22 protein-coding genes and 1 pseudogene are annotated in these 25,142 nt (G+C 70.5%); 10 read left to right on the forward strand and 13 right to left on the reverse strand.

The window, feature by feature from the left end:
• Positions 1-23 precede the first annotated feature (23 nt).
• The 7 genes and pseudogenes from J7357_RS13085 to ubiE form a co-directional block, all read right to left on the reverse strand.
• Positions 24-662: an HAD family hydrolase gene (locus J7357_RS13085; protein ID WP_209247067.1), complete on the reverse strand. Its 639-nt coding sequence runs from the start codon at positions 660-662 to the stop codon at positions 24-26.
• A gap of 5 nt (positions 663-667) precedes the next feature.
• The gene (locus J7357_RS13090; RefSeq protein ID WP_017910020.1) at positions 668-1,387 is read right to left on the reverse strand and encodes a hypothetical protein; all 720 of its coding nucleotides are present in this window, start codon (positions 1,385-1,387) and stop codon (positions 668-670) included.
• Positions 1,384-2,367, reverse strand: a complete 984-nt coding sequence (locus J7357_RS13095) for an alpha/beta fold hydrolase (RefSeq protein ID WP_209247068.1) — start codon at positions 2,365-2,367, stop codon at positions 1,384-1,386. Before J7357_RS13095 ends, J7357_RS13090 begins: the two co-directional genes overlap by 4 nt.
• A 33-nt stretch (positions 2,368-2,400) precedes the next feature.
• Positions 2,401-2,751 (reverse strand): cupin domain-containing protein, encoded by a 351-nt coding sequence (locus J7357_RS13100; RefSeq protein WP_209247070.1) that lies wholly within the window; start codon positions 2,749-2,751, stop codon positions 2,401-2,403.
• Positions 2,752-3,169: 418 nt separating this feature from the next.
• On the reverse strand, positions 3,170-5,110 hold the full coding sequence (locus J7357_RS13105; RefSeq protein WP_209247072.1) for a M1 family metallopeptidase: 1,941 nt from the start codon (positions 5,108-5,110) through the stop codon (positions 3,170-3,172).
• A 134-nt stretch (positions 5,111-5,244) separates the two neighbouring features.
• Positions 5,245-5,343 (reverse strand): annotated as a pseudogene (locus J7357_RS13110) (class I SAM-dependent methyltransferase); the annotation flags it as partial.
• Between the two features lie 149 nt (positions 5,344-5,492).
• Positions 5,493-6,254 (reverse strand): bifunctional demethylmenaquinone methyltransferase/2-methoxy-6-polyprenyl-1,4-benzoquinol methylase UbiE, encoded by a 762-nt coding sequence (gene ubiE, locus J7357_RS13115; RefSeq protein WP_209247074.1) that lies wholly within the window; start codon positions 6,252-6,254, stop codon positions 5,493-5,495.
• A 111-nt stretch (positions 6,255-6,365) separates the two neighbouring features.
• On the opposite strand from ubiE, the gene J7357_RS13120 reads away from it, so the two are divergent.
• The 3 genes from J7357_RS13120 (at position 6,366) to J7357_RS13130 (ending at position 9,687) form a co-directional block, all read left to right on the forward strand.
• A complete protein-coding gene (locus J7357_RS13120) occupies positions 6,366-6,821 on the forward strand; it encodes a nucleoside deaminase (RefSeq protein ID WP_010341927.1) in 456 nt (151 codons plus the stop codon).
• A gap of 223 nt (positions 6,822-7,044) precedes the next feature.
• On the forward strand, positions 7,045-8,244 hold the full coding sequence (locus tag J7357_RS13125; RefSeq protein WP_209247076.1) for a heparan-alpha-glucosaminide N-acetyltransferase domain-containing protein: 1,200 nt from the start codon (positions 7,045-7,047) through the stop codon (positions 8,242-8,244).
• A gap of 78 nt (positions 8,245-8,322) precedes the next feature.
• Positions 8,323-9,687, forward strand: coding sequence for a DUF2252 family protein (locus tag J7357_RS13130; RefSeq protein WP_209247078.1), 1,365 nt, complete (start codon positions 8,323-8,325; stop codon positions 9,685-9,687).
• A 147-nt stretch (positions 9,688-9,834) separates the two neighbouring features.
• Here J7357_RS13130 and J7357_RS13135 read toward each other — a convergent pair whose 3' ends face one another.
• Together J7357_RS13135 and J7357_RS13140 are read right to left on the reverse strand one after the other, a co-directional pair.
• Complete coding sequence (locus tag J7357_RS13135) at positions 9,835-12,150, reverse strand: DUF1631 domain-containing protein (protein ID WP_209247080.1); 2,316 nt, start codon at positions 12,148-12,150, stop codon at positions 9,835-9,837.
• 214 nt (positions 12,151-12,364) lie between these two features.
• Complete coding sequence (locus J7357_RS13140) at positions 12,365-14,596, reverse strand: DUF1631 family protein (RefSeq protein ID WP_209247082.1); 2,232 nt, start codon at positions 14,594-14,596, stop codon at positions 12,365-12,367.
• 155 nt (positions 14,597-14,751) lie between these two features.
• On the opposite strand from J7357_RS13140, the gene J7357_RS13145 reads away from it, so the two are divergent.
• From J7357_RS13145 to J7357_RS13160, 4 genes are all read left to right on the forward strand, one after another.
• On the forward strand, positions 14,752-15,327 hold the full coding sequence (locus J7357_RS13145) for a nitroreductase (protein WP_209247084.1): 576 nt from the start codon (positions 14,752-14,754) through the stop codon (positions 15,325-15,327).
• Entirely contained in the window at positions 15,324-16,247 is a 924-nt protein-coding gene (locus J7357_RS13150; RefSeq protein WP_209247086.1) for a 5'-3' exonuclease H3TH domain-containing protein, read from the forward strand. Before J7357_RS13145 ends, J7357_RS13150 begins: the two co-directional genes overlap by 4 nt.
• A 146-nt stretch (positions 16,248-16,393) precedes the next feature.
• Positions 16,394-16,945: an NUDIX hydrolase gene (locus J7357_RS13155; protein ID WP_019801603.1), complete on the forward strand. Its 552-nt coding sequence runs from the start codon at positions 16,394-16,396 to the stop codon at positions 16,943-16,945.
• A complete protein-coding gene (locus J7357_RS13160) occupies positions 16,938-17,735 on the forward strand; it encodes an N-formylglutamate amidohydrolase (protein WP_209247087.1) in 798 nt (265 codons plus the stop codon). The genes J7357_RS13155 and J7357_RS13160 overlap by 8 nt, the downstream gene beginning before the upstream one ends.
• Positions 17,736-17,765: 30 nt before the next feature.
• Here J7357_RS13160 and J7357_RS13165 read toward each other — a convergent pair whose 3' ends face one another.
• Positions 17,766-19,184 (reverse strand): MFS transporter, encoded by a 1,419-nt coding sequence (locus J7357_RS13165; protein WP_209247089.1) that lies wholly within the window; start codon positions 19,182-19,184, stop codon positions 17,766-17,768.
• A 106-nt stretch (positions 19,185-19,290) separates the two neighbouring features.
• Between J7357_RS13165 and J7357_RS13170 the strand changes: the two genes are divergently transcribed.
• Complete coding sequence (locus tag J7357_RS13170; RefSeq protein ID WP_209247293.1) at positions 19,291-20,175, forward strand: LysR family transcriptional regulator; 885 nt, start codon at positions 19,291-19,293, stop codon at positions 20,173-20,175.
• Between the two features lie 48 nt (positions 20,176-20,223).
• Here the strand turns inward: J7357_RS13170 and J7357_RS13175 are convergent, their stop codons facing one another.
• On the reverse strand, positions 20,224-20,895 hold the full coding sequence (locus J7357_RS13175) for a hypothetical protein (RefSeq protein ID WP_209247091.1): 672 nt from the start codon (positions 20,893-20,895) through the stop codon (positions 20,224-20,226).
• Positions 20,896-21,264: 369 nt separating this feature from the next.
• Between J7357_RS13175 and J7357_RS13180 the strand changes: the two genes are divergently transcribed.
• The gene (locus J7357_RS13180) at positions 21,265-22,137 is read left to right on the forward strand and encodes a transglutaminase family protein (protein ID WP_209247092.1); all 873 of its coding nucleotides are present in this window, start codon (positions 21,265-21,267) and stop codon (positions 22,135-22,137) included.
• Positions 22,138-22,207: 70 nt separating this feature from the next.
• Here J7357_RS13180 and pip read toward each other — a convergent pair whose 3' ends face one another.
• Both pip and prmC read right to left on the reverse strand, forming a co-directional pair.
• Complete coding sequence (gene pip, locus J7357_RS13185) at positions 22,208-23,152, reverse strand: prolyl aminopeptidase (RefSeq protein WP_209247093.1); 945 nt, start codon at positions 23,150-23,152, stop codon at positions 22,208-22,210.
• Positions 23,153-23,344: 192 nt separating this feature from the next.
• Positions 23,345-24,178 (reverse strand): peptide chain release factor N(5)-glutamine methyltransferase, encoded by an 834-nt coding sequence (gene prmC, locus J7357_RS13190; protein ID WP_209247094.1) that lies wholly within the window; start codon positions 24,176-24,178, stop codon positions 23,345-23,347.
• A 236-nt stretch (positions 24,179-24,414) separates the two neighbouring features.
• On the opposite strand from prmC, the gene ahpC reads away from it, so the two are divergent.
• Positions 24,415-24,981 (forward strand): alkyl hydroperoxide reductase subunit C, encoded by a 567-nt coding sequence (gene ahpC, locus J7357_RS13195; RefSeq protein ID WP_043093067.1) that lies wholly within the window; start codon positions 24,415-24,417, stop codon positions 24,979-24,981.
• The last annotated feature ends 161 nt before the right edge of the window (positions 24,982-25,142 follow it).

Raw genomic sequence — 25,142 nt, forward strand, 5'->3', positions numbered from 1 at the left:
CCGTCAGCCGCCGCGGCGTGCGGTCAGTGGGGCTGCGGCGCGACGCCGTCCTGCCACCACGCCAGCAGCGCGGCGCAATCGGCGAAGTGCAGGTCGGCCAGCGCCGGCCAGGGGTTGTCCGGATGCAACAGCACGGTCGTCGCACCGGCGTGGCGCCCGCACTGCAGGTCGTAGGCGTGATCGCCCACCATCGCCAGCGCCTGCGGGGCCACGCCCCAGTGCTCGGCCAATTGCAGCAGGCCGCCGGGATGCGGCTTGGGCGGGGCCTCGTCGCGACCGAGGATGGCCACCTCCTCGAACAGGTCGTCGACCTCGATCTCCTCCAGGGTCAACTGCGCCAGCTCGCGCGCGTTGCGGGTCAGCACCGCCAGCCGGCAATCGGCCGCACGCAGGGTGCGCAGCAGCGCCGGCGCGCCGTTGGCCGCGGTGGCCTCCTGGGCCAGCACCCGCTCATGCTCCAGCAGCCAGGCGTGCTTGCTGGCGCGCTGCGCGTCCGGCAACGCCGCCAGGTGCTGCAGGATGTCGGCCTGCGGCGGGATCTGCAGTTCGCGGCGGATCAGCGCGAAATCGTGCACGGCGCGGGTCAGCGTGCCGTCCATGTCAAACACCCAGTGGCGGACCTGGCGCAGGGCTTGCGCCGACGGCGGCGTGGCGGCGTGCATCGCGCTCAATCCCAGCCCGGCATCTGCGCGCCGTCCAGACCGCCGGTCTCGAACACCGCGGTGCGGGTGCCGCCGGCCTTCACCGGAAAGGTGATCTGCAGCACCGTGGTCTTGCGCGCCAGCTTCCACAGCGCCTTGTCGTCGCTGATGAACATGGCGATGGCCTCGTCGGTCTTGGGCCGCCAGGCCGCGGCCGCGTGCGGCGGCGCGTCGTCGGCCTTCAGTTCCACCTTGCAGCCACCGGCGCAGCGGAAATCGCCGGACTGCAGCACCAGGTAGGCGCTGCGCTTCCATTCCGGGTGGTCGCGGAACACCAGTTGCACCGGCTTGGGTCCGCTGCCGTCGACATCGACCTTGTCGCGGCTGTACAGCATCGCCGAGCGCTGCACGCCCTTGCCGGCCGGCACCTGCGAGTACTGCCAGGCCGCCTGCATGCGCCGCAGCTCGCGCGCCGCCTCGCCCTTGGCCTTGACCTCGGCATAGCCGGGCTGGATGCGTTCGGCCGCATCCGACCCGGGATACTGCTGCAGCAGCGCCGCGCCATGGATCCGCGCCAGATCCCAGTTGCCGGACTTCACCGCGGCATCGTACTGCTTGGCCAGGTCGTCGGCCGCCTGCGCCTTGGCCTGCGCTTCGGCCGCGGCCTGCGCCTTGCGCTCGGCCTCGTGATCGCCGCAAGCGGCCAGGGCGACGGCGCACAGCGCGCCGAGCAGGATGCGTTTCATCGTGGGGTTCCTCGTTGGATCAGGGCGTCGATGGCCTGCGCGACCTCGGCGGGCTTTTCGACGATGGACATGTGGCCGCTGCCGTCCAGCAGCACCTGGATCGCCTGCGGCAGGCGTTGCGCGTACAGCGCCAGCGCGCTGGCGTCGATCACCGCGTCCTGCACGCAATTCAGCAGCAGCGCGGGCTGGCGAATGCGCGCGGCCTCCTCGAACGGCAGGAACGCCTCCTCGCCGCGGCCGATGCGCGCCAGTACCTGCTGCTCGAACGCGGCCTCGCGGCGGCGCCAGGCCACCACCGCCGGCACCGCCCAGCGCGGGATGCGCGGCTTGGCGCGCTCGAGCAGGAACACGGTGTCGATGTAGCGCTGCAGCGACCCAGCATCGTGCACCGCGAACGGATTGTGCCCGTCCAGCACCGCCTGGCCGAAGACGTTGTCGGCGAAGCGCACGCCGGCGGCGTTGAACAGGCCGACCCGGTCGAACACGGCGGGATGGCGCGCCGCGGCCAGTGCGGCGATGCCGCCGCCCATCGAATGCCCGAGCAGCACGCATTCGCTGCCCGCACGCCGTGCGCACTGCGCGGCGAACGCGGCCACGCGCTCGGCCTGCGCGACGAACCCGTAGTCCTGCCCGGCGATGCGCTGGCTCTCGGCCCAGCCGGGCAGATCCGGGATCACCAGGTGATAGCGCGTGCCCAGCGCGCGCGCCAGCGGCAGCCAGTTCTCCTTGCTGCCGGTGAAGCCGTGCACCAGCAGCAGGGTCGGCGCGGCGGGATCGGCCGCGGCGCGCACCAGATAGGTCCAGCTGTGTCCGGCGACCTGCGCCTGGCGCCGCTGCAGCCCGCTGCCGCGGCGCTGGCGCAGGCTCTCCAGGCGCACCAGCAGGAACGGATCGCGCAGCACCAGCACCACGCCGACCAGCGCGGCCACCAGCAGCAGCACGCCGGCCAGCAGCAGCCAGGCCATTGTCAGCACCAGCATGGCGACACCGGAAGGCGGAGACGGATCATGCGCTCACACCACCACGTCGGCTTCGCCGAGATGGAGGGCCAGCCACACCGTCGGCTGGTCGGGATCGGTGAAGGTCACCCAATGCGGCGTATCGGCCGGGATGAACAGATGATCGCCCGGTGCCAGCGCGACCTCGCGCTCGCCCAGCGCCACCCGCGCGCTGCCGCGCAACAGCAGCACCCATTCGTCGTGCGCCTGCACATAGGGCGTGTCCTGCGGCGTGGTCTGCCCGTACGAGACGATGCGCTCGGCGCGGCAACCGGAGCGCCGCAGCAGTTCGGTGAAGATTTCGCCACCACGCGCATCCGGCAGCGCGGCCAGCAGGGAACCGGACAGCAGATGCGCGTCGGTCATCTCAGCAGCCCCTCGACACACGCAGGCGATTCCGCTCGCATCGGCATCGGCAATGTCCTGCCGTGGCAATGGCGCTTGCAGCGGAGACCAGGGAGGCGGTGGCGAACGGGGTCATGCGCGCACGGACCGGGGACCATCGGGACTGCCGAGGATATCGCGAATGCGTGGCAACGGGTCGCTGCGTGCGAGCAGCGGCATGTGTGGAATTCGTTAACGCCGCACTGGACAGGCGCGCATCGTGCAGGACGCGCAGGCGACGCCGCGCATGAGCATCTGGCGCAGCGTGCGCGCACCGAACTGTTGCAGCGATCGCCGCTTCCGCATGGCACGCCCGCCGCATCATGCAGGCCTTGCAAACGCACACGGCGCCGGGATCGCTCCCGGCGCCGTGTGCGCGGTCTTCAGCAGGCGACGGGCGTCAGTGCGCGGTGTTGCCGGCCTTGGCCTTGTCCAGCATTTCCTGCACCGACACCGTGGTGATCGGGTGGTAGCCGGGCTTGGCCTTGGCGAACACCTCCTCGGCGAAGGCCAGTCCGTCCGGGGTCTTCACCAGTTCGGCGTAGATCGGCAGGATCAGCTTGCGGCGGCCGACGCGGGCAATGAATTCGCCGGCGGCCGGGCGCGCGTCCAGGTAGCCGCTGCGGATCGCCAGCGGATACCAGCGCATGGCGATCTCGCCATTGGCGGTGCCGGTGAAGTGGTAGGCGTCGTCGAGCTGCTTGAGCTGCGCCGGGGTGAGCTTGTCGCCCAGGCCGCTCAGGAAGCGCGTCCATTCCTGGGTGCTCCACGCATCGGTCACCTGCTTGCCCGGCAGCGTGCCGCTGCCGCTCCAGGCGATGCGCGCGGTGTCGACCATGGCGAAATTGCGCGAACGCGCCTTCTGCGCGAACGCCGGAATGCCCGGCTCGTCCAGCCACGCATGCAGCTCCTGCGCGGTCACCGCGTTGGGCTTCTTCGACAGCAGGTGGGTCTTCAGATACTCGACGAACTGGTCGGTGTTGGCGCTCTGAAACGCGTGGTCGTCGAACCAGCCGCGCAGGAACGGATCGAAGGTGTCGCGGCCGAAGCGCTGCTCCAGGAACTGCAGGAACCATGCGCCCTTGACGTAGGCGACCTGGCTCAGCGCCTCGTCCGGATCGCGCTCGGTCAGCGCCGGCAGCGCCAGCGCCTGGTCGGCCGGGCTCATGCCCTTCAGTTCGGCCAGCAGATCGGTCTGGTCGATCTCGCGCTCCATCTCCGCCGCTTCGGGGCCGTACAGTGCCTCGGTGATGCGCGCCTGCACGTAGGTGGTGAAGCCTTCGTTGAGCCAGATGTCCTTCCAGCTGGCATTGGTCACCAGGTTGCCGGACCAGCTATGCGCCAGTTCGTGCGCGATCAGCGACACCAGCGACTTGTCGCCGACGATCACCGTCGGGGTGGCGAAGGTCAGGCGCGGATTCTCCATGCCGCCGAACGGGAACGACGGCGGCAGCACCAGCATGTCGTAGCGGCCCCAGCGGTACGGGCCGTACAGCGTCTCCGCGGCCACGATCATCTTCTCGGTGTCCTCGAACTCCTTGGCCGCCTTGTCGACCATCGCCGGCTCGGCCCACACGCCCGAGCGCGCGGAGATCGGCTTGAACACTAGGTCGCCGGCGGCGATGGCCAGCAGGTAGGACGGGATCGGCTGCGGCATCTTGAAGCGGTAGTCGCCGTTGCGCACCGCCTTGGGATCGTTGTCGGCGCTCATCAGCACCATCACGTCAGGACGCGAGACCACGTGCGCGCTGTAGGTGAAACGCACGCTCGGCGTGTCCTGCAGCGGCACCCACGAGCGCGCGTGGATCGCCTGCGACTGGCTGAACATGAAGGGCAACTTCTTGCCCTCGGTCATCGACGGCTCCAGCCACTGCAGGCCCGAGGCGGTCGGCGCGGTGTGGTAGGTGATGCTGATCGTCTGCGGCTGCGTCGGCGCCTCGATGGTCAGCTTGCTGCCGTAGATCTTGTCGGCCGGCGCCAGCGCGTACTGCAGCGGCGCCTGCTGGCCCTTGCCGTCGTCGGCCTGCACCTTCTCGATGGTCAGGTCGCGCGTATCCAGCACCAGTTGCTTGGCGCTCTTGTCCTTCCAGTCCAGCGTGTAGGTGGCGGTGCCGCCGATCTGCTTGCTGTCGAAATCCAGCTTCAGATCCAGCGCCAGATCCTTGATCACGACCTTGGACGGCTCGGCGTAGGAGGTCTCGTCGTGGCTGCGGTCGGCGGGCTTGGCCGCGGCGGGCGCTGGCTTGGCGGCAGGTGCGGCCGCATCGGGCGCAGGTGCTTCACGGGAACACCCGGACGCGACCATCGCGGCCAGGGACAACAACAGGAACGGGGAACGCATGGCAGTAACCGGTTCGAGGAAAACCCGCAGTCTACCGGAAGGCCGGGATTGGGGATTCTGGAGTGGAGATTCGCAACCGCAGTGCGATGCGCACTGACGAATCGCGGATTACCACTCCCCAATCCCGGGTCTACTCAGATCATGTAGCCCGAATGGACCGTCACGATGCCGACGACCAGGTTCTTGTGGTGGCTGCGGGCGAAGCCGGCTTCTTCCATCATCGCCTTCAGCGCCCCTGCGGCGTGTGCTTGCGCCGGCACTGAAGGACCGCGCGTCGGGACTGAAGTCCCTCCCACAAGAACACAACACAGCCCCGCGATCAGTCAGCCACCGATCGCCCGCTTTTGCGATTCCCGAATCCCGATTCCCGATTCCCGGCTTCTCAGATCTTATAGCCCGAATGGATCGCCACGATCCCGCCGGTGAGATTCTTGTAGTGGCTGCGGGCGAAGCCGGCCTCTTCCATCATGCCCTTCAGCGCATCCTGCGGCGGATGCTTGCGGATGCTCTCGGCCAGGTACTGGTAGCTGTCGGCGTCCCTGGCGAACAGCTTGCCCAGGCGCGGCAGCACCTTGAACGAATGGAAGTCGTACAGCGGCTTGAACCAGTCGGCGGTGACTTCGGAGAACTCCAGCACCCGCGCCTGGCCGCCGACCTTGAGCACGCGGTACATCTCGCGCAGCGCCGCGTCCTTGTCGGTGACGTTGCGCAGGCCGAAGGCGATGGTCACCAGGTCGAAGCTCTGGTCCGGGAACGGCAGCGCCTCGGCGTTGCACTGCACGTAGTCCAGGCCCGCGACCAGGCCGCGGTTGGTGAGGCGGTCACGGCCCACCGAGAGCATGCCGGCGTTGATGTCGCCCAGCACGATCTCGCCGTCGGCGCCGACCCGGTCCTTCAGCAGCGCGGCGATGTCGCCGGTGCCGCCGGCCAGGTCGAGCACGCGGTCGCCCGGCTTGACCTGCGCGGTGGCGACGAAATAGCGCTTCCAGACCCGATGGATGCCCATGCTCATCAGGTCGTTCATCAGGTCGTAGTTGCCGGCGACCGAGGTGAAGACCTCGCCGACCAGCTTCTGCTTGTCCTTGGCGGCGACGTCGCGGAAGCCGAAATGGGTGGTACCGGTCTTGTAGGGGGATTCGCTCATGACGGGATTATCGCACTGCCGGCCGCCGCGTGCCGGTGAAGCGCCGCCCGGGATGACAGCCGCCGGCCGCCTGGGCCAGACTGCCGGCCACTCCCTTCCCCCGGCCCTGCCATGCTGACCACGCCCGACTACCGCGCCCTGCTCGACACCGCCATCGCCGAAGCCCGCCAGGGCCTGGCCGAGGGCGGCATCCCGATCGGCGCCGCCCTGTACCACCGCGACGGCCGCCTGCTCGGCTGCGGCCACAACCGCCGCGTGCAGGAGGGCGACCCGTCCGTGCACGGCGAGACCGACGCCTTCCGCAAGGCCGGACGCCAGCGCCGCTACAAGGACACCATCATGGTCACCACCCTGGCACCGTGCTGGTACTGCAGCGGCCTGGTGCGGCAGTTCAACATCGGCACGGTGGTGGTCGGCGAATCGGTGACATTCCAGGGCGGCATCGACTGGCTGCGCGAGAGCGGCGTGGAGGTCATCGACCTGCACAGCCAGGAGTGCATCGACCTGCTCGGCGGCTTCATCGCCGCGCACCCGGACGTGTGGAACGAGGACATCGGCGAGGACTGAGCCTTGCGCCGCCGCGGCGGTGCAGGCGCGGCGGCCTGACGACGCGATCCGGGGACAGCTGCCCGCGTCGCGAAGGATCGCGCCCCCTCGCCCTGCCTGCGTGAGCGCCGTCGGCACGATGAGCCATCGCCCCGCGTGACAACCAGGGGCGCGACGGCGCACGCGGCCGGCGCCCGACGCGCAGATGTTATATTGTTTCAATACTCGACACCCGCCGTCACGCATGCCGCCCGCTGCTTCCGTTTCCGCCGCGCCCGCATCCTTCGTCCTGCCCGCCGCTGCCACGGCCAACACACGCCTGGCCTCGATCGACCTGCTGCGCGGCACGGTGATGCTGCTGATGCTGCTCGACCACGTACGCGAGACCTTCTACCTGCACCACCCGGTCGGCGACCCGATGGACGTGGAAGGCACCGCGCCGGCGCTGTTCGTCGCGCGCACCCTGGCCCACCTGTGCGCACCGGTGTTCGTGTTCCTGACCGGCCTGTCGGCGTGGCTGTCTGCGTCCAGGCAGGCCGACGGGCGCGCGGCGGCCGCCCGTTTCCTGCTCAAGCGCGGCCTGTTCCTGATCGTGCTGGAGCTGACCCTGGTCAACCTGGCCTGGAGCGGCGCCTTCCCGCCGCAGGCGCTGTACCTGCAGGTGATCTGGGCGATCGGCCTGAGCATGCTCGCCCTCGCCGCACTGCTGTGGCTGCCGCGCCCGGCGCTGGCCCTGCTGGGCGCGGCGCTGGTCGCCGGCCACCACCTGCTGGACGCCGTGCAGGTGCAGGGCGACGGCCCGCTCGCGGCCGCCTGGGCGGTGCTGCACGACCGGCGCTGGCTGGAACTGGGCGAGCTGCGCCTGCGCACCTCCTACCCGGTGCTGCCGTGGATCGGGGTGATCGCGCTCGGCTACGCCGCCGGCCCCTGGTACGGCGCCGCCACCGACCCGGCGCAACGCCAGCAGCGCCTGCTGGCCTGGGGGCTGGGCGCGCTGGCCGGCTTCCACCTGCTGCGCTGGCACAACGGCTATGGCGATGCGCCCTGGCAGGCGCAGGACGACCTCGCGCATACCGCGATGAGCTTCTTCAACGTCACCAAGTACCCGCCGTCGCTGCAGTTCCTGCTGCTGACCCTGGGCGTGGGCCTGCTGTTGCTGCGCCTGTACGAACACCCCGCCGTGGCGCGTTGGCTGGCGCCACTGGCGGCGATCGGCGCGGCGCCGATGTTCTTCTACCTGCTGCACCTGTACGTGCTCAAGCTCGCCTACCTGGCCGCGCTGGCGCTGTGGGGCGCCAATCACGGCGCCGTCTTCGGCGTGGACAGCGTGGCCGCGCTGTGGGCGATCGCCGCGGCGCTGGGGCTGGCCCTGTACTGGCCCACCGCCGCGTTCGCGCGGCTCAAGGCGCGGCGCCGCGACCAGGCCTGGCTGCGCTACTTCTAGGAGCGATGGGCGGTTCATCTGCGTGCAATGCACGCGTGGTCGACTGCAGGTTCCTTCGTCCGCGCCTGGAGACCTGCGATGTCCACCCGCCTGCCGCAGTTGCTGCTGATCGGCCTGACCCTTGCCGCATGCGCCGGGGGCGCGACGGCAGCGAGCAAGCGCGACGCCTGGGTGGTGCAGCAGATCCACGACTACAACCATCCCTACGCCGCGCAGCGCGCCGAACTGGACACCAAGATGGCGACCATGGCCACCAGCGCCTACGCCTTCTACCGCGGCACCGACCACATCTTCTACCAGGACATGACGACCCTGCCGGGTTCGCTGTGGACCTCGCCGCAGACCGGCTACACCTGGCTCGGCGGCGACACCCACCTCGGCAACTTCGATGCGGCGCGCGACAGCAGCGGCAAGGCGGTGTTCAAGGTCGCCGACTTCGACGAAGGCCACCTCGGCCAGTACGTGTGGGACCTGCGCCGGCTGGCCGCGAGCATGGTCCTGGCCGGCCGCGACAACGGCCTGTCCGACAGCGACATCGGCGACGCCATCGACACCATGGTCGGCGCCTACCTGGACAAGATCGCCGATTTCCGCGGCAGTGACGCCGAGGAAAGCTTCCAGTTGAGCAAGCGCAACACCAGCGGCGCCGTCGCCAAGGCCATCGACAGCGCCGACGGCAAGAGCCGCAGCAGCCTGCTGTCCAAATACACGGTGGTCAGCGGCGGCAAGCGCCAGTTCCAGGACCTGGACAACCTGGTCGCGGTGGATACCGGCACCGCCTCGGCGGTGGCCGCGGCGATGAACGGCTACATCGGCTCGATCGCCGCGTCCAAGCGCTATGCGGCCAGCTACTACACCATCAAGGACGTTCACCAGAAGCTGGGTTCGGGCACCGGCAGCCTCGGCCGCCTGCGCCTGTACGTGCTCATCGAAGGCCCGAGCGCGTCGACCAGCGACGACGTGATCCTGGAGTGGAAGCAGGAAGCGGCCAGCGTGGTCGCGGTGGCGGCGCCGTCGCAGATGCCGGCCTCCACCTACGACAACAACGAGGGCGCGCGGGTGGCGCGCACCGCCAAGGCGCAGACCATCGACGCCGACGTGCTGGTCGGCTACGCCAGCGTCAACGGCACCCCGTTCTACGTGCACGAGAAGTCGCCGTTCCAGCAGGACCTGGACCCGACCGCGCTGGACAGCGCCGGCAAGCTCGCCACCGCCGCCACCTACCTGGGCCAGGCCCTGGCCTCGGCGCACGCCCTGGCCGACCAGGACTACGACCCGAACGTGGTGCCCTACAGCATCGACAAGCAGATCGACCAGGCGGCCACCAGCAAGAGCGGGCTGAAATCGGAACTGCGCCAGTTCGCGTTCGACTACGCCGCGCAGGTGCAGTTGGATTGGCAGTCGTTCGTGGCCGCGTACAAGGCGGGCACGCCGCTGTATTGAGTTCGCCGCTGCATGCGGTCGCACGCGGTATATGTTGCGTTGGCGACCGCTACTGGCCGCCGATGACGCGCTTGCGCTGCCACCGCACCGCCTAGGAGAGAAAAGGCGCCACGCCGTCGCAGCGCAGGCGGACGGCGCCAGCGCGCCTCAGTGCAAGGTCGGGCTGTGCGGATCCAGCCGGTCGATGACGCCCTGCATGGCGCTGTCGAAGGCGCCGTCGTCCACATGCGCGCGCAGCCGGCCCAGCCGCACCATCACCGCCAGTTCTTCCGGCGAGGCCACGCAGAAGCGCACGCCGCGGCGGTTGACGAACAGCAGGCGCGACGAGATCGGGCTCACCCACGACAGCTTGCCGGCCTGCATCTTGCCGTCGCGGTCGACGAAATCCAGCCAGGTGCCGATCGGCATCGCGCGGAAGCGGTCGGCGTCGGCATTGTCGAAATCGTCCATGGTCTGCGGCGGCGCCACCTCCACCGGCTGCGCCTCCTGCACCGGCGGTTGCGGCAGCGCCACCTGCGGCAGTTCCGGCAGCGGCCGCTCCAGTTCCGGGCGCAGTTCGGCCACCGCCTGCAGCGTGTCGTGCAGCGCATCGATCGCCGCCGCGGCCGCCTCGGCGTGCAGGCCGACGCTGGCGAAGACCCGCTGCAGCGCGCCCTGCCAGGCCTGCAGCCAGGGCTTGCCGACGATGTGCCGCTGCGCCTCGGCAGCTTCCTCGAGCAGGCCGTCGGCCAGCGCCAGCGCATCGCGCACGCCGGGGCCGCCCTCGCCTTCGCGCAGCATCGCCATGGTCAGGTGGTGCTGCCACGGCTGGCGCAGGAAATCCTGCAGCGCCTGCGGCAACTGTCGCCCCTGCAGGCGTAGCTGCAGTTCGGCCTCGGCGCGCTGCCGCGCCAGTTCCAGCTTTTCCTGGCCGCGCTGGGTCTCGGCGGCGCGACGCTCGGCGATCTCGATGCGGCGGCGGTGCTGCACCAGGAAATCGCGGAATTCCTCTTCCAGGGTCAGGAAGATCGCCAGGTTCTCGTTGAAGTCGGCCACCAGCCGGTCGATGATCTCCTCGACCTTGCCCATCAGCACGCGCTCGGCCTGGCTCTCGCCGGTGTTGCCCTCGCAGGCCTCGGCCAGCGAGTTGAGCAGGCGCCGCGCCGGATGGGTCTTCTGCACGAACATGCGCCGGTCCAGCAGCGCGACCTTGACGAACGGCACCACCAGCCGGCCGATCAGTTCGCGCGAACGGCCTTCCAGGTCGCGCTCGTCGAGCATCACGTCGAACAGCATGCCGACCAGGTCGATCGCATCCTCGTCGACCGGATCCAGCCGTGCATGCGCCGGGTCCACGCCGAACTGGGTGGCGTTGGACAGCACCTCGCTCTTGAGCCGCTGCGCCAATGACTCGCTGTCGTCGCCGATCGCCGCGCGCAGGGTGGCGCTGGGCGTGGCTTGCAGCAGCGACAGCACCGACATCATCTCGCGCTGGCTCAGCGGCCGTTGCTGGCCGACCGCCGCGGTCGCCGCGGAGGTGGCGCTCTCGCGCGCGTTGCGGGTCTGCTGCAGCAGTTCGTGCAGCGCCTCCAGCAACACGCCCTGGCTGCCGCCGGGCAGGCGCGCCTCGGAGTCCTCGTAGCGCTCGCCGGCCTGCAGGCTGCCGCGGCGCTCGGCCCACCGGTTGACGAAGCGATTGGCCCAGGCCGGCGCGTAGTGTTCCTCGTCCTCGCCCAGCTCGGCGCCGATGCCGGCATCGGCCGCAGCCCCGGTGTCGCGCGGCGGGCGCTGCTCCGGCGGCGGCGCGCGGCGCGGCGGCGGCGTGCGTGGCCGCGAGATCTCCGGCATCACCCCGGCCTGGGCGAGGCTGTCGTCCAGGTCCTGGTAGAGCTTGCCGACCCCGGCGGTGAAGTCGCGCTCGCACAGCTTGATCAGCACCAGCCGCACTTCCGGGGCCAGGTCGCTGGTGGAGAACGCGGCATGCACCGCCACGCCGATGTGTTCGGGGCCGATCGGGTTGGTGTCCGCATCCAGTTCCAGGCCGCCAGCGATCCAGCCCAGGCGCCGGTCGATGCGGGTCAGCACCGGCTTCCACTCGCGCAGCAGCACGCTGGCCAGGTTGCGCACCGCCAGCCGCGATTCCAGTTCGTGTTCGGAGATCAGGCTCAGGCCCTGCCCATAGCCGGCCAGGGCGACTTCGGCCGACAACGGCGCGCCGGCCTCCAGCGCCTCCCAGGCGGTATGCAGTTGCGCGCGGAAGCGCGCAGCGATCTCGTCGCGGCGGCGCCGCAACTCGCGCATCCCGTCCAGGAACAGCAGCTGCGACGCACCCGCGCTCTCGGCGCGGTCGAACAGCACGTCGTCGAAGTGCGCCAGCGCCTCGGCGAAGGCCTGGCCCAGCACCGGCAGCATGCCCTCGCGCGCCTGCGTCAACAGGCGCGGGTCACGCGCCGGGTGTGCGTGCGGGCTGGGGCTGAAACTCATGCGCGACGGCTCCGCGCCATGGACGGCGCCAGATGGAGGAATGGTGGAGGACAAACAGACGCGGCCCCTGTTTCCGCTCCTGCATGGTAGGCAAGGTAGCTGAATATCGACCGTGACGGGCTACGCATTTCTCGCTCCAGAACGTGACCCCGAGCAGAATCGTAGCGGTCGGCAGCGTAACCGCGTGTGCAGCGCGGCCTGAATGCGCAACCGCTCAGGCCGCGACCGCCACCCGTTCCAGGCGGTCGACCACGCCCTGCATGGCGCTGTAGAAGGCATCGTCGTCGCGATGCAGGCGCAGCCGGTCCAGCCGCGCCATCACCGCCAGCGCCTCGGCCGAGGCGACGCACAGTCGCCCGCCGCGACGGTTGACGAACAGCAGGCGCGCCGAGATCGGACTCACCCAGGTCAGCTTGCCGGGTTGCACGCGGCCTTCGCGGTCGACGAAGTCCAGCCAGGTCCCCAACGGCAGGTTGCGGAAGTAATCGGCGGTGATGTGGTCGAAATCGGTGGCCTGGGCCGGTTCCGGCAGCGCCGGCACGGTCTCGGCGGCGGGCGGCTCGGGCACGTCCACGCCCGTCGCGGGCAGCGCGGCCTGCAGCGGCCGCGCATGCGCCAGGTCGTCCAGCGCCGTGTGCAGGGCCTGCCAGGCGGCTTCGGCCGCCGCGGCGTCCAGGCCGACGCTGGTCCACAGCCGGGTCAGCTCGGCATGCTGCGGCTGCAGCCAACCTTCCGCCGGCGCCACGCCGGCCTGGGCCTGGCGGCACTGCGCCAGCACCGCATCGCCCAGCGCCAGCGCCGCGGCGAGCGCGCTGCCCTGGCCATCGTCGCGCAAGGCCGACTGCTGCACGTACTGGCACCAGGACTGGCGCAGGAACGCCTCGATGGGCAGCGGCAGGGTCAGGTCGTCGCCGGCCTGCTGCAGCAGCTCGTGCAGGGCCTGCGCGGCGCGCTGCCGGGCGACCTCGCGGCGCTCCTCGGCCCGCTGCAGTTCGGCCGCGCGGCGCTCGGCGATCTCCACCCGGCGCCGGTACTGCTCGTAGGCGCTGCCGAACTCGGCCTCCAGCGCCAGGAACACCGCCAGGTGCTCGTCGAAATCGCGCACCACCCGCTCCACCGCCGCCTGCGCCTGCGCCAGCAGCGCCTGCTCCGGGCCGGTGTTGCCGGCATTGCCGTCGCAGGCGTCGGCCAGCAGGTTGAGCAGGCGCCGCGCCGGATGGCCGTCGCGCACGAACAGGCGGCCGTCGATCAGCGCCACCTTGGCCATCGGCACCAGCATCTGCCCCAGCAGTTCGCGCTGCGCCGGCTGCAGCACGCATTCCTCGAGCATCACGTCGAACAGAAGGCCGACCAGATCCAGGGTGTCGGCATCGGCCGGGTCCAGGCAGGTGCTGGCCGGGTCCAGGCCGAGCGAGGCGCCGACCCCGGCGATCTGCCGGCGCAGGCCCTGCGCCAGCGGGCCGCCGTGTTCGCAGACCGCGGCGAATCCGGCCAACGGCATGGTCTGCAGCAGCGACAGCACAGACAGCACCTCGCGCGGCGACAGGCAGCGCCGGCCGTCGCCCGGGCCCGCCTCCGGCTGCGCCTCGTGCAGCAGCGCGCGCAGCGCCGGCGGCAGTACTTCCTGCTCGTTGCGCGCGTGCGCGTCCAGCGCGCGCGCGGCACGGCGCTGCGCCGCCGACAACGGCGCGGCGGTGTCCCAGTTCTCGAAGAAGCGGCTGATCCAGTCCGGCGCCGCCTCGTCCTCGCTCGCGCCCAGGCGCGGGATGGCACGACGGCGCGGACGCCCGCTGGGCAGCGCGCGGGCGCGCGCGACCTCGTTCAGGCGCTGCTCCAGTTGCGCATACAGCTCGCCGACGCGCTCCTGCAGTTCCTGTTCGCAGATCTTGACGATCGCCAGTTGCACCTGCGGCGCCAGCACCAGTCCGTGCAGCGCCGCGTACACCGCCGCGCCCACGTGCTCGGGGCCGAACGGGTTGTTGTCGGCATCGATGCGCTGGCCGCCGGCGATGAAGCCGAGGAACCGGTTCAGCCGCATCAGCTCCGGCCGCCAGCGGTGCTGGATCGCGCCGGCCAGGTTGCGCACCGCCAGGCGCACGTCCAACTCCTGTTCCGAGACCAGGCTGAGGTCGCCGCGCTCGCGCGCCAGGCTGCGCTCCACCGACAACGGGCGCCCGGCTTCCAGCGCCTGCCAGGCCTGGGCCAGATGCGCGCGGAAACGCGCGGCGATCGGCTCGCGCTGCTGGCGCAACAACTGGATCGCCTCGAAATAGTCGTTCTGCGCCGGCCCGGCGCGCTCGGCCATGCGGAACAGCGCCTCGGCGAGCACATCCAGCACCTCGCCGAACGCGCCGGCGAGCGGAACCGACACCACGTCGCGGACCTGCTCGAGCAGATCCGCATTGCGGCTGGGCGACAACTCTTCAGCGTATTCAGCAAGGGTCATGGCAGTGTGATACGCAGGCGGCAGTGAGACCGACGTCAATTCGGAAGCTAGCGGCAGATCAGCAACGCAACGTGATTGTCCGTGTAACCGCGGCATCCGCTGCCGCCTGCGAGCGCCCGACTATAATTCCGCGCCCGCCCCACGGAATCGAGACTATGCGCACAATTCATTCGCTGCAAGCGCTGGATGCGCGCCGTTCGGTGCCATCCAAGCAGCTGGGCGAGCCGGGACCGGACGCGGAGACGCTGCTGGCGATGCTGCAGTCGGCAGTGCGTGTCCCCGATCACGGAAAGCTGGTGCCGTTCCGCTTCCTGCGCATCGCCGGCCCGGCGCGTCAGGCGTTGGGCGACATCCTCGCCGCGCGCACCCTGCAGCGCGATCCCGGCGCGGCGCCGGCGGCGGTGGAGAAGGACCGCGAACGCTTCGCCCACGCGCCGCTGGTGATCGCGGTCATCGCGTGCCTGCAGCCCGGGCACAAGGTGCCGGAGATCGAACAGTGGATGACCGCCGGATCGGTGTGCTTCGCGCTGCTGCAGGCGGCGCAGGCCTACGGCTTCGGCGCGCAGTGGCTGACCGGCTGGATGGCGTATGACGAAACGGTGACCGCGCGACTGGGCCTGGCCGAGCACGAGCATGTCGCCGGCTTCATCCATATCGGCACCGCCCGCCTCGACGTGCCGGAGCGCGAGCGGCCGGACCCGCGCGCGCTGCTCAGCGACTGGACGCCGTGAACGCAGGCCTGCCCGTGTCGCGGCCGCTGTACCTGGTCGACGCCAGCCTGTACGTGTTCCGCGCCTGGCATTCGATTCCCGACGAGTTCCAGGACGCGCAGGGCTGGCCGACCAATGCGGTGCACGGCTTCGCCCGCTTCCTGCTCGACCTGCTCGAGCGCGAGCGACCGCAGCACATCGTGATCGCCTTCGACGAGGCGCTGGACAGCTGCTTCCGGCATCGGCTGTACACCGCGTACAAGGCCAACCGCGCGCCGGCACCGGACGCGCTGCGCCGCCAGTTCGCGCACTGCAAGGCGCTGTGCGCGGCCCTCGGCCTGGGCGTGCTGGCGCACCACGACTACGAGGCCGACGACCTGATCGGCAGCGCCCTGCACAGCGCCCGCGGCAACGGCTTCCACGGCGTGATCGTCTCCGCCGACAAGGACCTGTCGCAGTTGCTGCTGGAGTTCGACGAACAATGGGACTACGGCCGCGGCCAGCGCTGGGGCGCGGCCGGGGTCAAGGCGCGCCACGGCGTGCATGCGCACCAGATCGCCGACTACCTGGCGCTGACCGGCGATGCGATCGACAACATCCCCGGCGTCACCGGCATCGGCGCCAAGTCGGCGGCGATCCTGCTGGCGCATTTCGGCGACCTGGACACGCTGCTGGCACGGGTCGACGAAGTGGCGTTCCTGCGCCTGCGCGGCGCCGCGCAGATGGCCGTGCGCCTGCGCGAGCAACGCGAACACGCGCTGCTGTGGCGGCAACTGACCACCATCGCCCTGGACGCGCCGCTGCACACCGCCACCGCGGATTTCGCGCGCGGCGCGGCCGATGCCGACATGCTGCACGGCCTGTGCGAGGCGCTGCGCTTCGGGCCGCTGACCCGACGCCGGCTGCTGCAGGCGACGGGCCTGGAGTTCGTGGCCGGCTGAGCGCCGGCGCCGCGTCGCGCCCGCCCACCGCGCTGACCGCAGGGCACGCATCAAAAAAACACAGTGCACGCTCTACACTGCACCGCATCGCCGGACCGCGCCGCGCGCGACCGCGCCTTCTTCCTCCGCCATCTTGCGAGCTGCCCATGCCCCGCCACGATTCCCCGCCCCGCGTCGTCTACGAAGGCAAATACCAGCGCATGGTCGTGCGCGGCACCTGGGAGTATTCCGAGCGCGTGCACGCCGGCGGCCTGGCCGCGATCATCGTGGCGGTCACGCCGGACGACGAAGTGCTGTTCGTCGAACAGTTCCGCGTGCCGCTGCAGGCGCGCACCATCGAGATGCCGGCCGGCCTGGTCGGCGACATCGATGCCGGCGAATCGATCGAAGTGTCGGCGGTGCGCGAACTGGAAGAGGAGACCGGCTGGACCGCCGACCACGCCGAGGTGCTGTTGATCGGCCCGACCTCGGCCGGCGCCAGCAACGAGAAGATCGCCTTCGTGCGTGCTACCGGCCTGCGCAAGGTCGGCAACGGCGGCGGCGACGCCAGCGAGGACATCACCGTGCATTCGGTGCCGCGCGCGCGCGCCGCCGCGTGGCTGGTGCAGAAGATGGGCGAAGGCTACGCACTGGACGCGAAGCTGTGGGCCGGCCTGTGGATGATCGAACACGAACTAGACGGGACGCCGCGTGGCTGAGGCACCCCGTTCCGATCTGCCGCCGCTGCTGGGCGCCGACGACCCGGCGGTGTTCCGCATCCACCGCGCGCACGGCGCTTCGCCGTTCGTGCTGCTGGCCGACCACGCCGGCCAGGCGGTCCCGCACGCGCTGCACGGTCTCGGCCTGGCGCAGGCGCACCTGGACCGGCATATCGGCTGGGACATCGGCATCGCCGGCACCACCCGCGCGCTGTCCGCGCTGCTCGACGCCTGGGCGATCGAACAGACCTACTCGCGGCTGCTGATCGACTGCAATCGCCCACTGGCCTCGCCGACGCTGATTCCGCCGGTCAGCGACCACACCGTGGTGCCGGGCAATGCCGGGCTCACGGCGGCGCAGCGGCAGCAGCGCATCGACGCCGTGCATGCGCCCTACCACGCGCGCATCGCCGCCGAACTGGACGCACGCCGCGCCGCCGCCCGCCCCACCGTGCTGGTGATGATGCACAGCTTCACCCCGGTGATGGACGGCGTGCCGCGGCCCTGGCATGCCGGCGTGCTCTACCACCGCGACACGCGTTTCGCCCACGCGCTGCTGCAGGCGCTGCGCGAGGAAGACGACCTGCTGGTCGGCGACAACGCGCCGTACGCGGTCAGCGACAGCAGCGACTACGCGGTCCCCGTGCACGGCGAAGGCCGCGGCCTGCCGCACGTGGAACTGGAGATCCGCCAGGACCTGATCGCCGACGCCGCCGGCCAGCAGGCCTGGGCGCAGCGCCTGGCGCGGATCTTCAGCGCGCTGCAGCCGCAGCTGCTGGCGTTGGGCTGAGCCGAGGCGGAGGCAGACCCGGCCGATCGGTCATGCCTCGCGCGACAGGCGGGGCGCTGCACCGCACTCGCCGTGCGGGCAGCGCAGGCACAACGCGATGGCCACGCCGAGGAGCGCGAACAGGGCCGCGCCGTACTGCGCCTGCACCAACCCGTGCAGCGCCGCCGCACTGGCGGCCGGTTGCGCGCCGCGCGCCGCATTGGCCACCATCACCAGCACCGCCAGGCCCACGGCGCCGCCGATCTGCTGCGCCGTGGCGGCCATGCCCGAGGCCACGCCCTGCTGCGGCGCCGGCACGCCCTGTCCGGCCACCACCCACATCGCTGTCCAGCTCATGCCCTGCCCCACACTGAGCAGGACAATGCCCGGCAGCAACGGCCAATAGCCCGCGCCATGCGGCAAGGCGGCGGTCGCTGCGGCGATGCCCAGCGCGCCCGCGGTAAATCCCCAGGCAAGCACCTGCCGCGGCGAACGCCGCTGCAGCAAGCGCTCGGCGATGCGGATGCCGAAGGCGCAGACCAGCGTCGGCGGCAGGAACGCCATCCCGGCCTGCAGCGGACTCCAGCCATAGCCGTCCTGAAAGTACAGCGCCAGGAAGTAGTACTGGACGCCGTAGCTGCTCATGAAAGCGAAGGTCAGGCCCAGCACGGCGCGCAGACCGGGAAGACGCAGCAGCGCCAAGCGCATCAGCGGATCGCGACTGCGTTGCTCGATCCATACGAACCCCGCCAGCAGCAGCGCCGATGCCAGCAGGCAGCACAGCGTGGCCGGTGCGCTCCAGCCCCATTCCGGACCCTGCACCAGGGTGGCGACCAGCAGGCTGCCGCCGGCGGTCACGGTGGCGCATCCGGCCAGGTCGAAGGTGCGGCCATGCGCGCGCAGGCCGTCGGCCGGCAACCACCGCCCTGCCGCCGCCGCGCAGGCGATGGCCGGCGGCACGATGACCGCCAGTACCGCCGGCCACCCGAAAGCCTGCGTCAGCGCGCCGCCCAGCAAGGTGCCCAGCGCCAGCCCCACCGCGCTGGCCGTGCTCCAGATCGCCAACGCGCGATTGCGCGCCGCGCCCTCGGCATAGAGGGTGTTGATCAAGGCCAGCGTCGCCGGAAACAACAATGCCGCGCCCACGCCTTGCGCGGCCCGCGCGGCGATCAGCAGCGCTGCGTCGGGTGCCAGCGCGCCCAGCAACGAGGCCAGCGCGAACAACAGCATGCCCAGCCGGTAGAAGCGGCGCCGCCCCAACAGATCGGCTGCGCGGCCGCCGAGCAGCAGGCAACCGCCGAACGCCACGGTGTAGGCGCTGACCACCCATTGCAGGCGCTGCGCGTCGATCTGCAGCGCCCGGCCCATGTCGTGCAGGGCGACGAAGATGATGGTGGCGTCCAGGGCGATCAGCAGTTGCGCGATGGCGAGCAGCGCTAACGCCCTGCGCGGATGGGAAACAGAGTGCATCGGCATCGGGACATGGGGAGGAGCCGTCAGTCTCATTGATGCGAAATCAACGATAAATCCTGTTTTCTTCATATGTGTCATGCTTTTTTGCATGAATAGCAAAGGCATGGATCTCAACGCGGTGCGCATGCTGGTGCGCGTGGCCGAAGCGCGCAGTTTCACTGTCGCCGCCGGCCAACTCGGCGTCAGTCAATCGGGCCTGTCCCGCGCGATCGGCAGGCTGGAAGCGACACTGGGGGTCAAGCTGCTGCAACGCACGACCCGCAACGTCGGGCTGACCCCGGACGGGCGCCAGTTCGTCGAGCAGGTTGCGCCGCTGCTGGGCGGCCTGGACGAGGCCGAGCGGCAACTGGCGGACCGCTCCTGCACGCCGTCCGGCACGCTCAGGATCAGCGCGCCGTCGATGTTCGGCCGCAAGGTGCTGGTGCCGCTGCTGGCCCCATTGCTGGCGCGGTATCCGCAGCTGCGCGTGGAGACCGTGCTCAGCGACCGCCTGGTCGATCTGGTCGAGGAAGGCTTCGACGCGGCACTGCGCACCGGCCCCATCGCCGACAGGCGCATCGTCGCACGGCCGCTGCGGCCGCTACGCTGGGTGACCGTCGCCAGTCCCGCCTACCTGGCCGCACGCGGCGCGCCCGCCGATCTCGAGACGCTGCGCGATCACGCCTGCCTGGCGATCCGCAATCCGCGCAGCGGGCGCCTGGTGAACTGGCAATTCCTGCAGGACGGGCAACGCTGCGGATTCGCGCCGCCGGCACGGATGGTGTTCGACCACGGCGATCCGCTGGTGGAAGGCGCCATCGCCGGCATGGGCATCGTGCAGGTGATGGATTTCGCAGTGGCCGATGCATTGGCCGACGGACGCCTGCAACGTGTGCTGCAGGCATTCGAAGGCCGCAGCCGCACGCTGTCGATGATCTATCCGCCGTCACGACAGCGCTCGGCCAAGCTGCATGTGTTGACGGAAGCGCTGCTGGCCGGGAGCTGGTGAATCCGCTGCACCGCCGATGACACGGCAATGCGCAGCAGAGACGATGCACTATGCCAGCGTCGGCACCGGCATCCACGGAAACGCCTTGTAGCCCTGCACCTGCAGCGGAACGCCGAGCCCAGCGAAATCGGCCGCGATCGCCGCGGCACGGCGACGGTCCAGTGCCTCGCCCAGCGTCAGCGGCCCAGCGCGGCAGGCGGCCAGCGCCTGGCCGATCGGCCAGTCCAGCAGGCGTGCGATCCGCTGCGCCACCGGCTTGACGCGGTCGGGCGGACAGCGCGACAGCACCAGGTCGAACGAGGCAAAGATGCCTGTACCGACACCCGCCGCGCGCGCCTGCTGCCATGCGCTTTCGTCCGCCTCGCCGAGGGCCTCGTCCACGCCCTCGACCTGCAGGAACGCGTCGTACTCGGCGTAGTGGGCCAACGCCTGCGCGTAGTCCTGCAGCGTCGACAGCGGGCCTTGCCGCTTCTGCACGTCGAGCACATCGGCGAACGTCGCCGGTTCCAGGTAGGGCGCCAGGCCCAGCGCGCGCGCCGCCGCGGGCGGTGCGCCATCGTCACCGAAGGCAGTGGCTTCGTCGGGCGGCAACCAGAAGCGCGCCTGCAGCGGATCCTCGCCGGTGGCATGTACCCAGCCGAACGCCTCGTGTACGTGGCCCTCGTCGTTGCAGGCGGCAAAGGCGTCCAGCGTCTCGCCCAGGGTCAACAGCGGGATCATGCGGCGTCGGGCAGGCAGCGTGCGGCAGCGCAGTCTACGCCAGGTGCCGACGTTGCAACCTGCGAGGCCCAGCACGACGCCGCTGACGTCACCTCGCCTTGCACTGCGCGGCCCCCGAGCGTCGACCGCCGCCCGCCCCCATGCCGTTCGCGCCGGGCAGCGCCGCCGCCACGATGCGTACCCAGTGCAGTCGCCCCCTCGCTCCACCACGCTGCGATCGCCACGACGGCCGTTCGACAGGCACTGGGCGCCGCGCCGCTCAGCATGCTGAAGCGGCGGCCACCGGCCTTCACACCAAGCTGAGCGCGTCCTGCGCACCCTCAGGCTTGACCGGTCCGCGCCGGCACCCCGCCCCGCACCGGACTCCCCATGCTCATCCGCCTCGGCTACGAGATCCGCTACCGTTTCGCGCAGGCGACGCCGATGCTGGCGATGCTGGACATCCACGACAGCCGGCGCGAGGACATCGTCGCCGCCACCGCCTTGCACAGCGTGCCGGCAGTGCCGTTGCATACCTATCGCGACAGCTTCGGCAACCGCTGCACGCGCCTGCACGCGCCCGCCGGCACGCTGACCCTGCGTGCCGATGCGGTGGTGCGCGACAGCGGGCTGCCGGACCAGTACCGCTACGACGCGGCGCAGACGCCGGTGGAGCAGTTGCCCGACGATGCCCTGGTGTACCTGCTCGGCAGCCGCTATTGCGAGACCGACCTGCTCAGCGGCATGGCCTGGGACCTGTTCGGCAGCGCGCCGACCGGTTGGGCGCGGGTGCAGGCGATCTGCGACTACGTGCACGCGCAGATCGCCTTCGGCTACGCGCATGCGCGCTCCACCAAGAGCGCGGCGCAGGCGCTGCAGGAGGGCCGCGGGGTGTGCCGCGATTTCGCCCATGCGGCGATCGCCCTGTGCCGCTGCATGAACATCCCGGCACGCTATTGCACCGGCTATCTCGGCGACATCGGCGTGCCCGCTTCGGACGCACCGATGGATTTCTCCGGCTGGTTCGAGGCCTTCCTCGACGGCCGCTGGTACACCTTCGATGCGCGCCACAACCTGCCGCGCATCGGCCGGGTGCTGATCGCACGCGGCCGCGATGCCGCCGACGTGGCGATCAGCAACACCTTCGGCCACAACGTGCTGGAATCGTTCGTGGTGTGGACCGAACAGACCGAACACGCGCGACTGGATGCGCCGCCGCCCGGCATGCCACTGGCGGCGCACGCCGACGCGCTGCAGCCCTAGCGCGTCGGCGCCCGGCAGGCCAAGGCGGCCGGCCCAGCGCAAGCTCCCCGCGGCACGCGCGGCCCCGGGCTCAGGCGGCGAAGCCGTCGGTGGCGCGCACCAGCGCGTCGACGTTCTCGGCCTCGAACGCCGAGTGGCCGGACGCCGGCGTGATCTGCAGCGACACCTTCGGCCAGGCCTTGGCCAGGTCCCAGGCATTGGCCAGCGGGCAGACCACGTCGTAGCGGCCATGCACGATCACCCCGGGGATGTCGGCGATGCGGTGCGCGTCGCGCAGCAACTGGTCCTCGACCTCGAAGAAGCCGCCATTGACGAAGTAGTGGTTCTCGATGCGCGCGAACGCCAGCGCGAAGTGCGGATCTTCGTGGCTGTCGACGAAATCGGCATCCACGTGCAGGAAGCTGGTGGCACCCTCCCACACGCTCCAGGCCTTGGCCGCGGCCAGGCGGGTGGCCTCGTCGTCGCTGGTCAGGCGCCGGTGGAAGGCGGAGATCAGGTCGGCACGCTCCACCGGCGGGATCGCCGCGACGTAGTGCTCCCACGCGTCCGGGAACAGGCGGCTGGCGCCTTCCTGGTAGAACCACTCCAGCTCCCAGCGACGCAGCATGAAGATGCCGCGCAGCACCAGTTCGGTGACGCGCTGCGGATGCGTCTGCGCGTAGGCCAGCGCCAGGGTCGAGCCCCAACTGCCGCCAAACACCTGCCAGCGATCGATGCCCAGGTGCGTGCGCAACCGCTCGATGTCGGCGACCAGGTCCCAGGTGGTGTTGTCGACCAGGTCGGCATGCGGCGTGGAGCGGCCGGAACCGCGCTGGTCGAACAGCACGATGCGGTACTTGGCCGGATCGTGGAAGCGGCGCATCTTGGCGTTGCAGCCGCCGCCCGGACCACCATGCAGCAGCACCACCGGCTTGCCGTGCGGATTGCCGCACTGTTCGTAGGACAGGGTATGCCGTGCGTCCACCGGCAACATGCCGCTGTCGAACGGCTCGATCTCGGGATACAGCGTGCGCATGGCGCCTCCTGCAGGGAAACCCCCGATTCTACCCAGCGCGTGGCCTGGACTCGCAGACGAATGCACCGCGCTCCCTGGGAGCCTGGGGCGAGTCGACACGACCGCTCGGCGCAGCGCGGGGGCGCTTCCCGGCACGGCGCGCATCGCGTGCCCGCCATCGGCAACGGTCGCGCGCCCCACAGACCCTGTCGCTCAACTGGTCGGCCACTGCCCCAGCGTGACCCGTTCGCGCGCTTCCAGATCTTGGTGGGTCGCCACTTGCGCGAAGCCGGCCGCGTCCAGCAGTGCGCGCACCGCCACGCCCTGGTCCCAGCCGTGTTCCAGCAGCAGCCAGCCGCCGGGCAGCAGATGCGCCGGTGCCGCGGCGACGATCCGGCGCATATCGTCCAGGCCGTCCGGGCCGGACGCCAGCGCGCTGGCCGGTTCGTAGCGCAGGTCGCCCTGCTGCAGGTGCGGATCGCCATCGGCGATGTACGGCGGGTTGCTGGCGATCAGGTCGAAGCGCTGGCCGGCCAGCGGCGCCAGCCAGGCACCGTGGACGAAGGCGACGTTGCCCAGGCCGTGCGCCTGCGCATTGGCCTGCGCCACCGCCAGGGCGGCTGCGCTGAGGTCGGTGGCCGTCACCTGCGCCTGCGGGCGCTCGCTGGCCAGGGCCAGGGCGATGGCACCGCTGCCGGTGCCGAGGTCGGCGACACGCCGGCCCGGCGCCCCATCCAGCCGCTCCAGCGCCAGCTCCACCAGCCGCTCGGTGTCCGCGCGCGGGATCAACGTGGCCGGCCCGACCGCCAGGTCCAGGGTCCAGAAGCCGCGCCGGCCGGTCAGGTAGGCCACCGGCTCGCCCTGCGCACGCCGCGCCAGCAAGGCCTGGAACCCGGCGACCACATCGCCGGGCAGCGGCTCGCGGGCATGGGCGAACAGCCACGCGCGGTCGCGTTGCAGGGCGTGCAGCAGCAGGGCTTCGGCGTCGCCGCGCTCGACCTGGGTGCAGGCCGCGCGCAGCAGGGACTCGGGGGTGGGCGCATTCATCGCTGTCACGATGACGCAGCGAGCCTGGAAAAGCCAACGTGGTAGAAGGACACCACGCCTATGCGCCATGGGCGGCTGGCGCCATCGCGCGGCAGTGCAGCAAAGAGCCAGGCTTGGGAATCGATAGAGGAAACCTATCTATTCAATTCCATCAATCGATTTGAGGGATCTATCGGCGCCCCCTATCATGAGCCTCGTTCCATCCCCCGCCCCTATTGCAACCACGAGGAAACTCCATGTCGTCTTTGATCAACACCCAGGTCCAGCCGTTCAAGGCCAACGCCTACCGCAACGGCGAATTCATCGAAGTCACCGACGCGGACCTGAAGGGCAAGTGGTCGGTGCTGATCTTCATGCCGGCCGCCTTCACCTTCAACTGCCCGACCGAAGTGGAAGACGCCGCCGAGCATTACGCCGAGTTCCAGAAGATCGGCGCCGAGGTCTACATCGTCACCACCGACACCCATTTCTCGCACAAGGTGTGGCACGAGACCTCGCCGGCGGTGGGCAAGGCCCAGTTCCCGCTGGTCGGCGACCCGACCCACCAGCTGACCCGCGCCTTCGGCGTGCACATCGAGGAAGAAGGCCTGGCCCTGCGCGGCACCTTCGTGATCAACCCGGAAGGCGTGATCAAGACCCTCGAGATCCACGACAACGCCATCGCCCGCGACGTCACCGAGACCCTGCGCAAGCTCAAGGCCGCGCAGTTCGTCGCCGCCCACCCGGGCGAGGTGTGCCCGGCCAAGTGGAAGGAAGGCGAGAAGACCCTGAAGCCGTCGCTGGACCTGGTCGGCAAGATCTAAGCCGCCCGCGCTCCCATCTCCGCCTCGCGGCGGGGGTGGGGGTGAACCGCAGCCGGCATCGCGCGCCGGCGCCGGCTGCGGTTCATCCCTCCTCCCATTGTTCGCGGCGCGCTGCTCCGGCAGCTCGCCTCCCCCTCGCTTTGCCCAACGTCAGGAGTCCG

Origin of the sequence: Xanthomonas sp. D-109 (assembly GCF_017746095.1) — a bacterium.
GTDB classification, from domain to species: Bacteria; Pseudomonadota; Gammaproteobacteria; order Xanthomonadales; family Xanthomonadaceae; genus Xanthomonas_A; species Xanthomonas_A sacchari.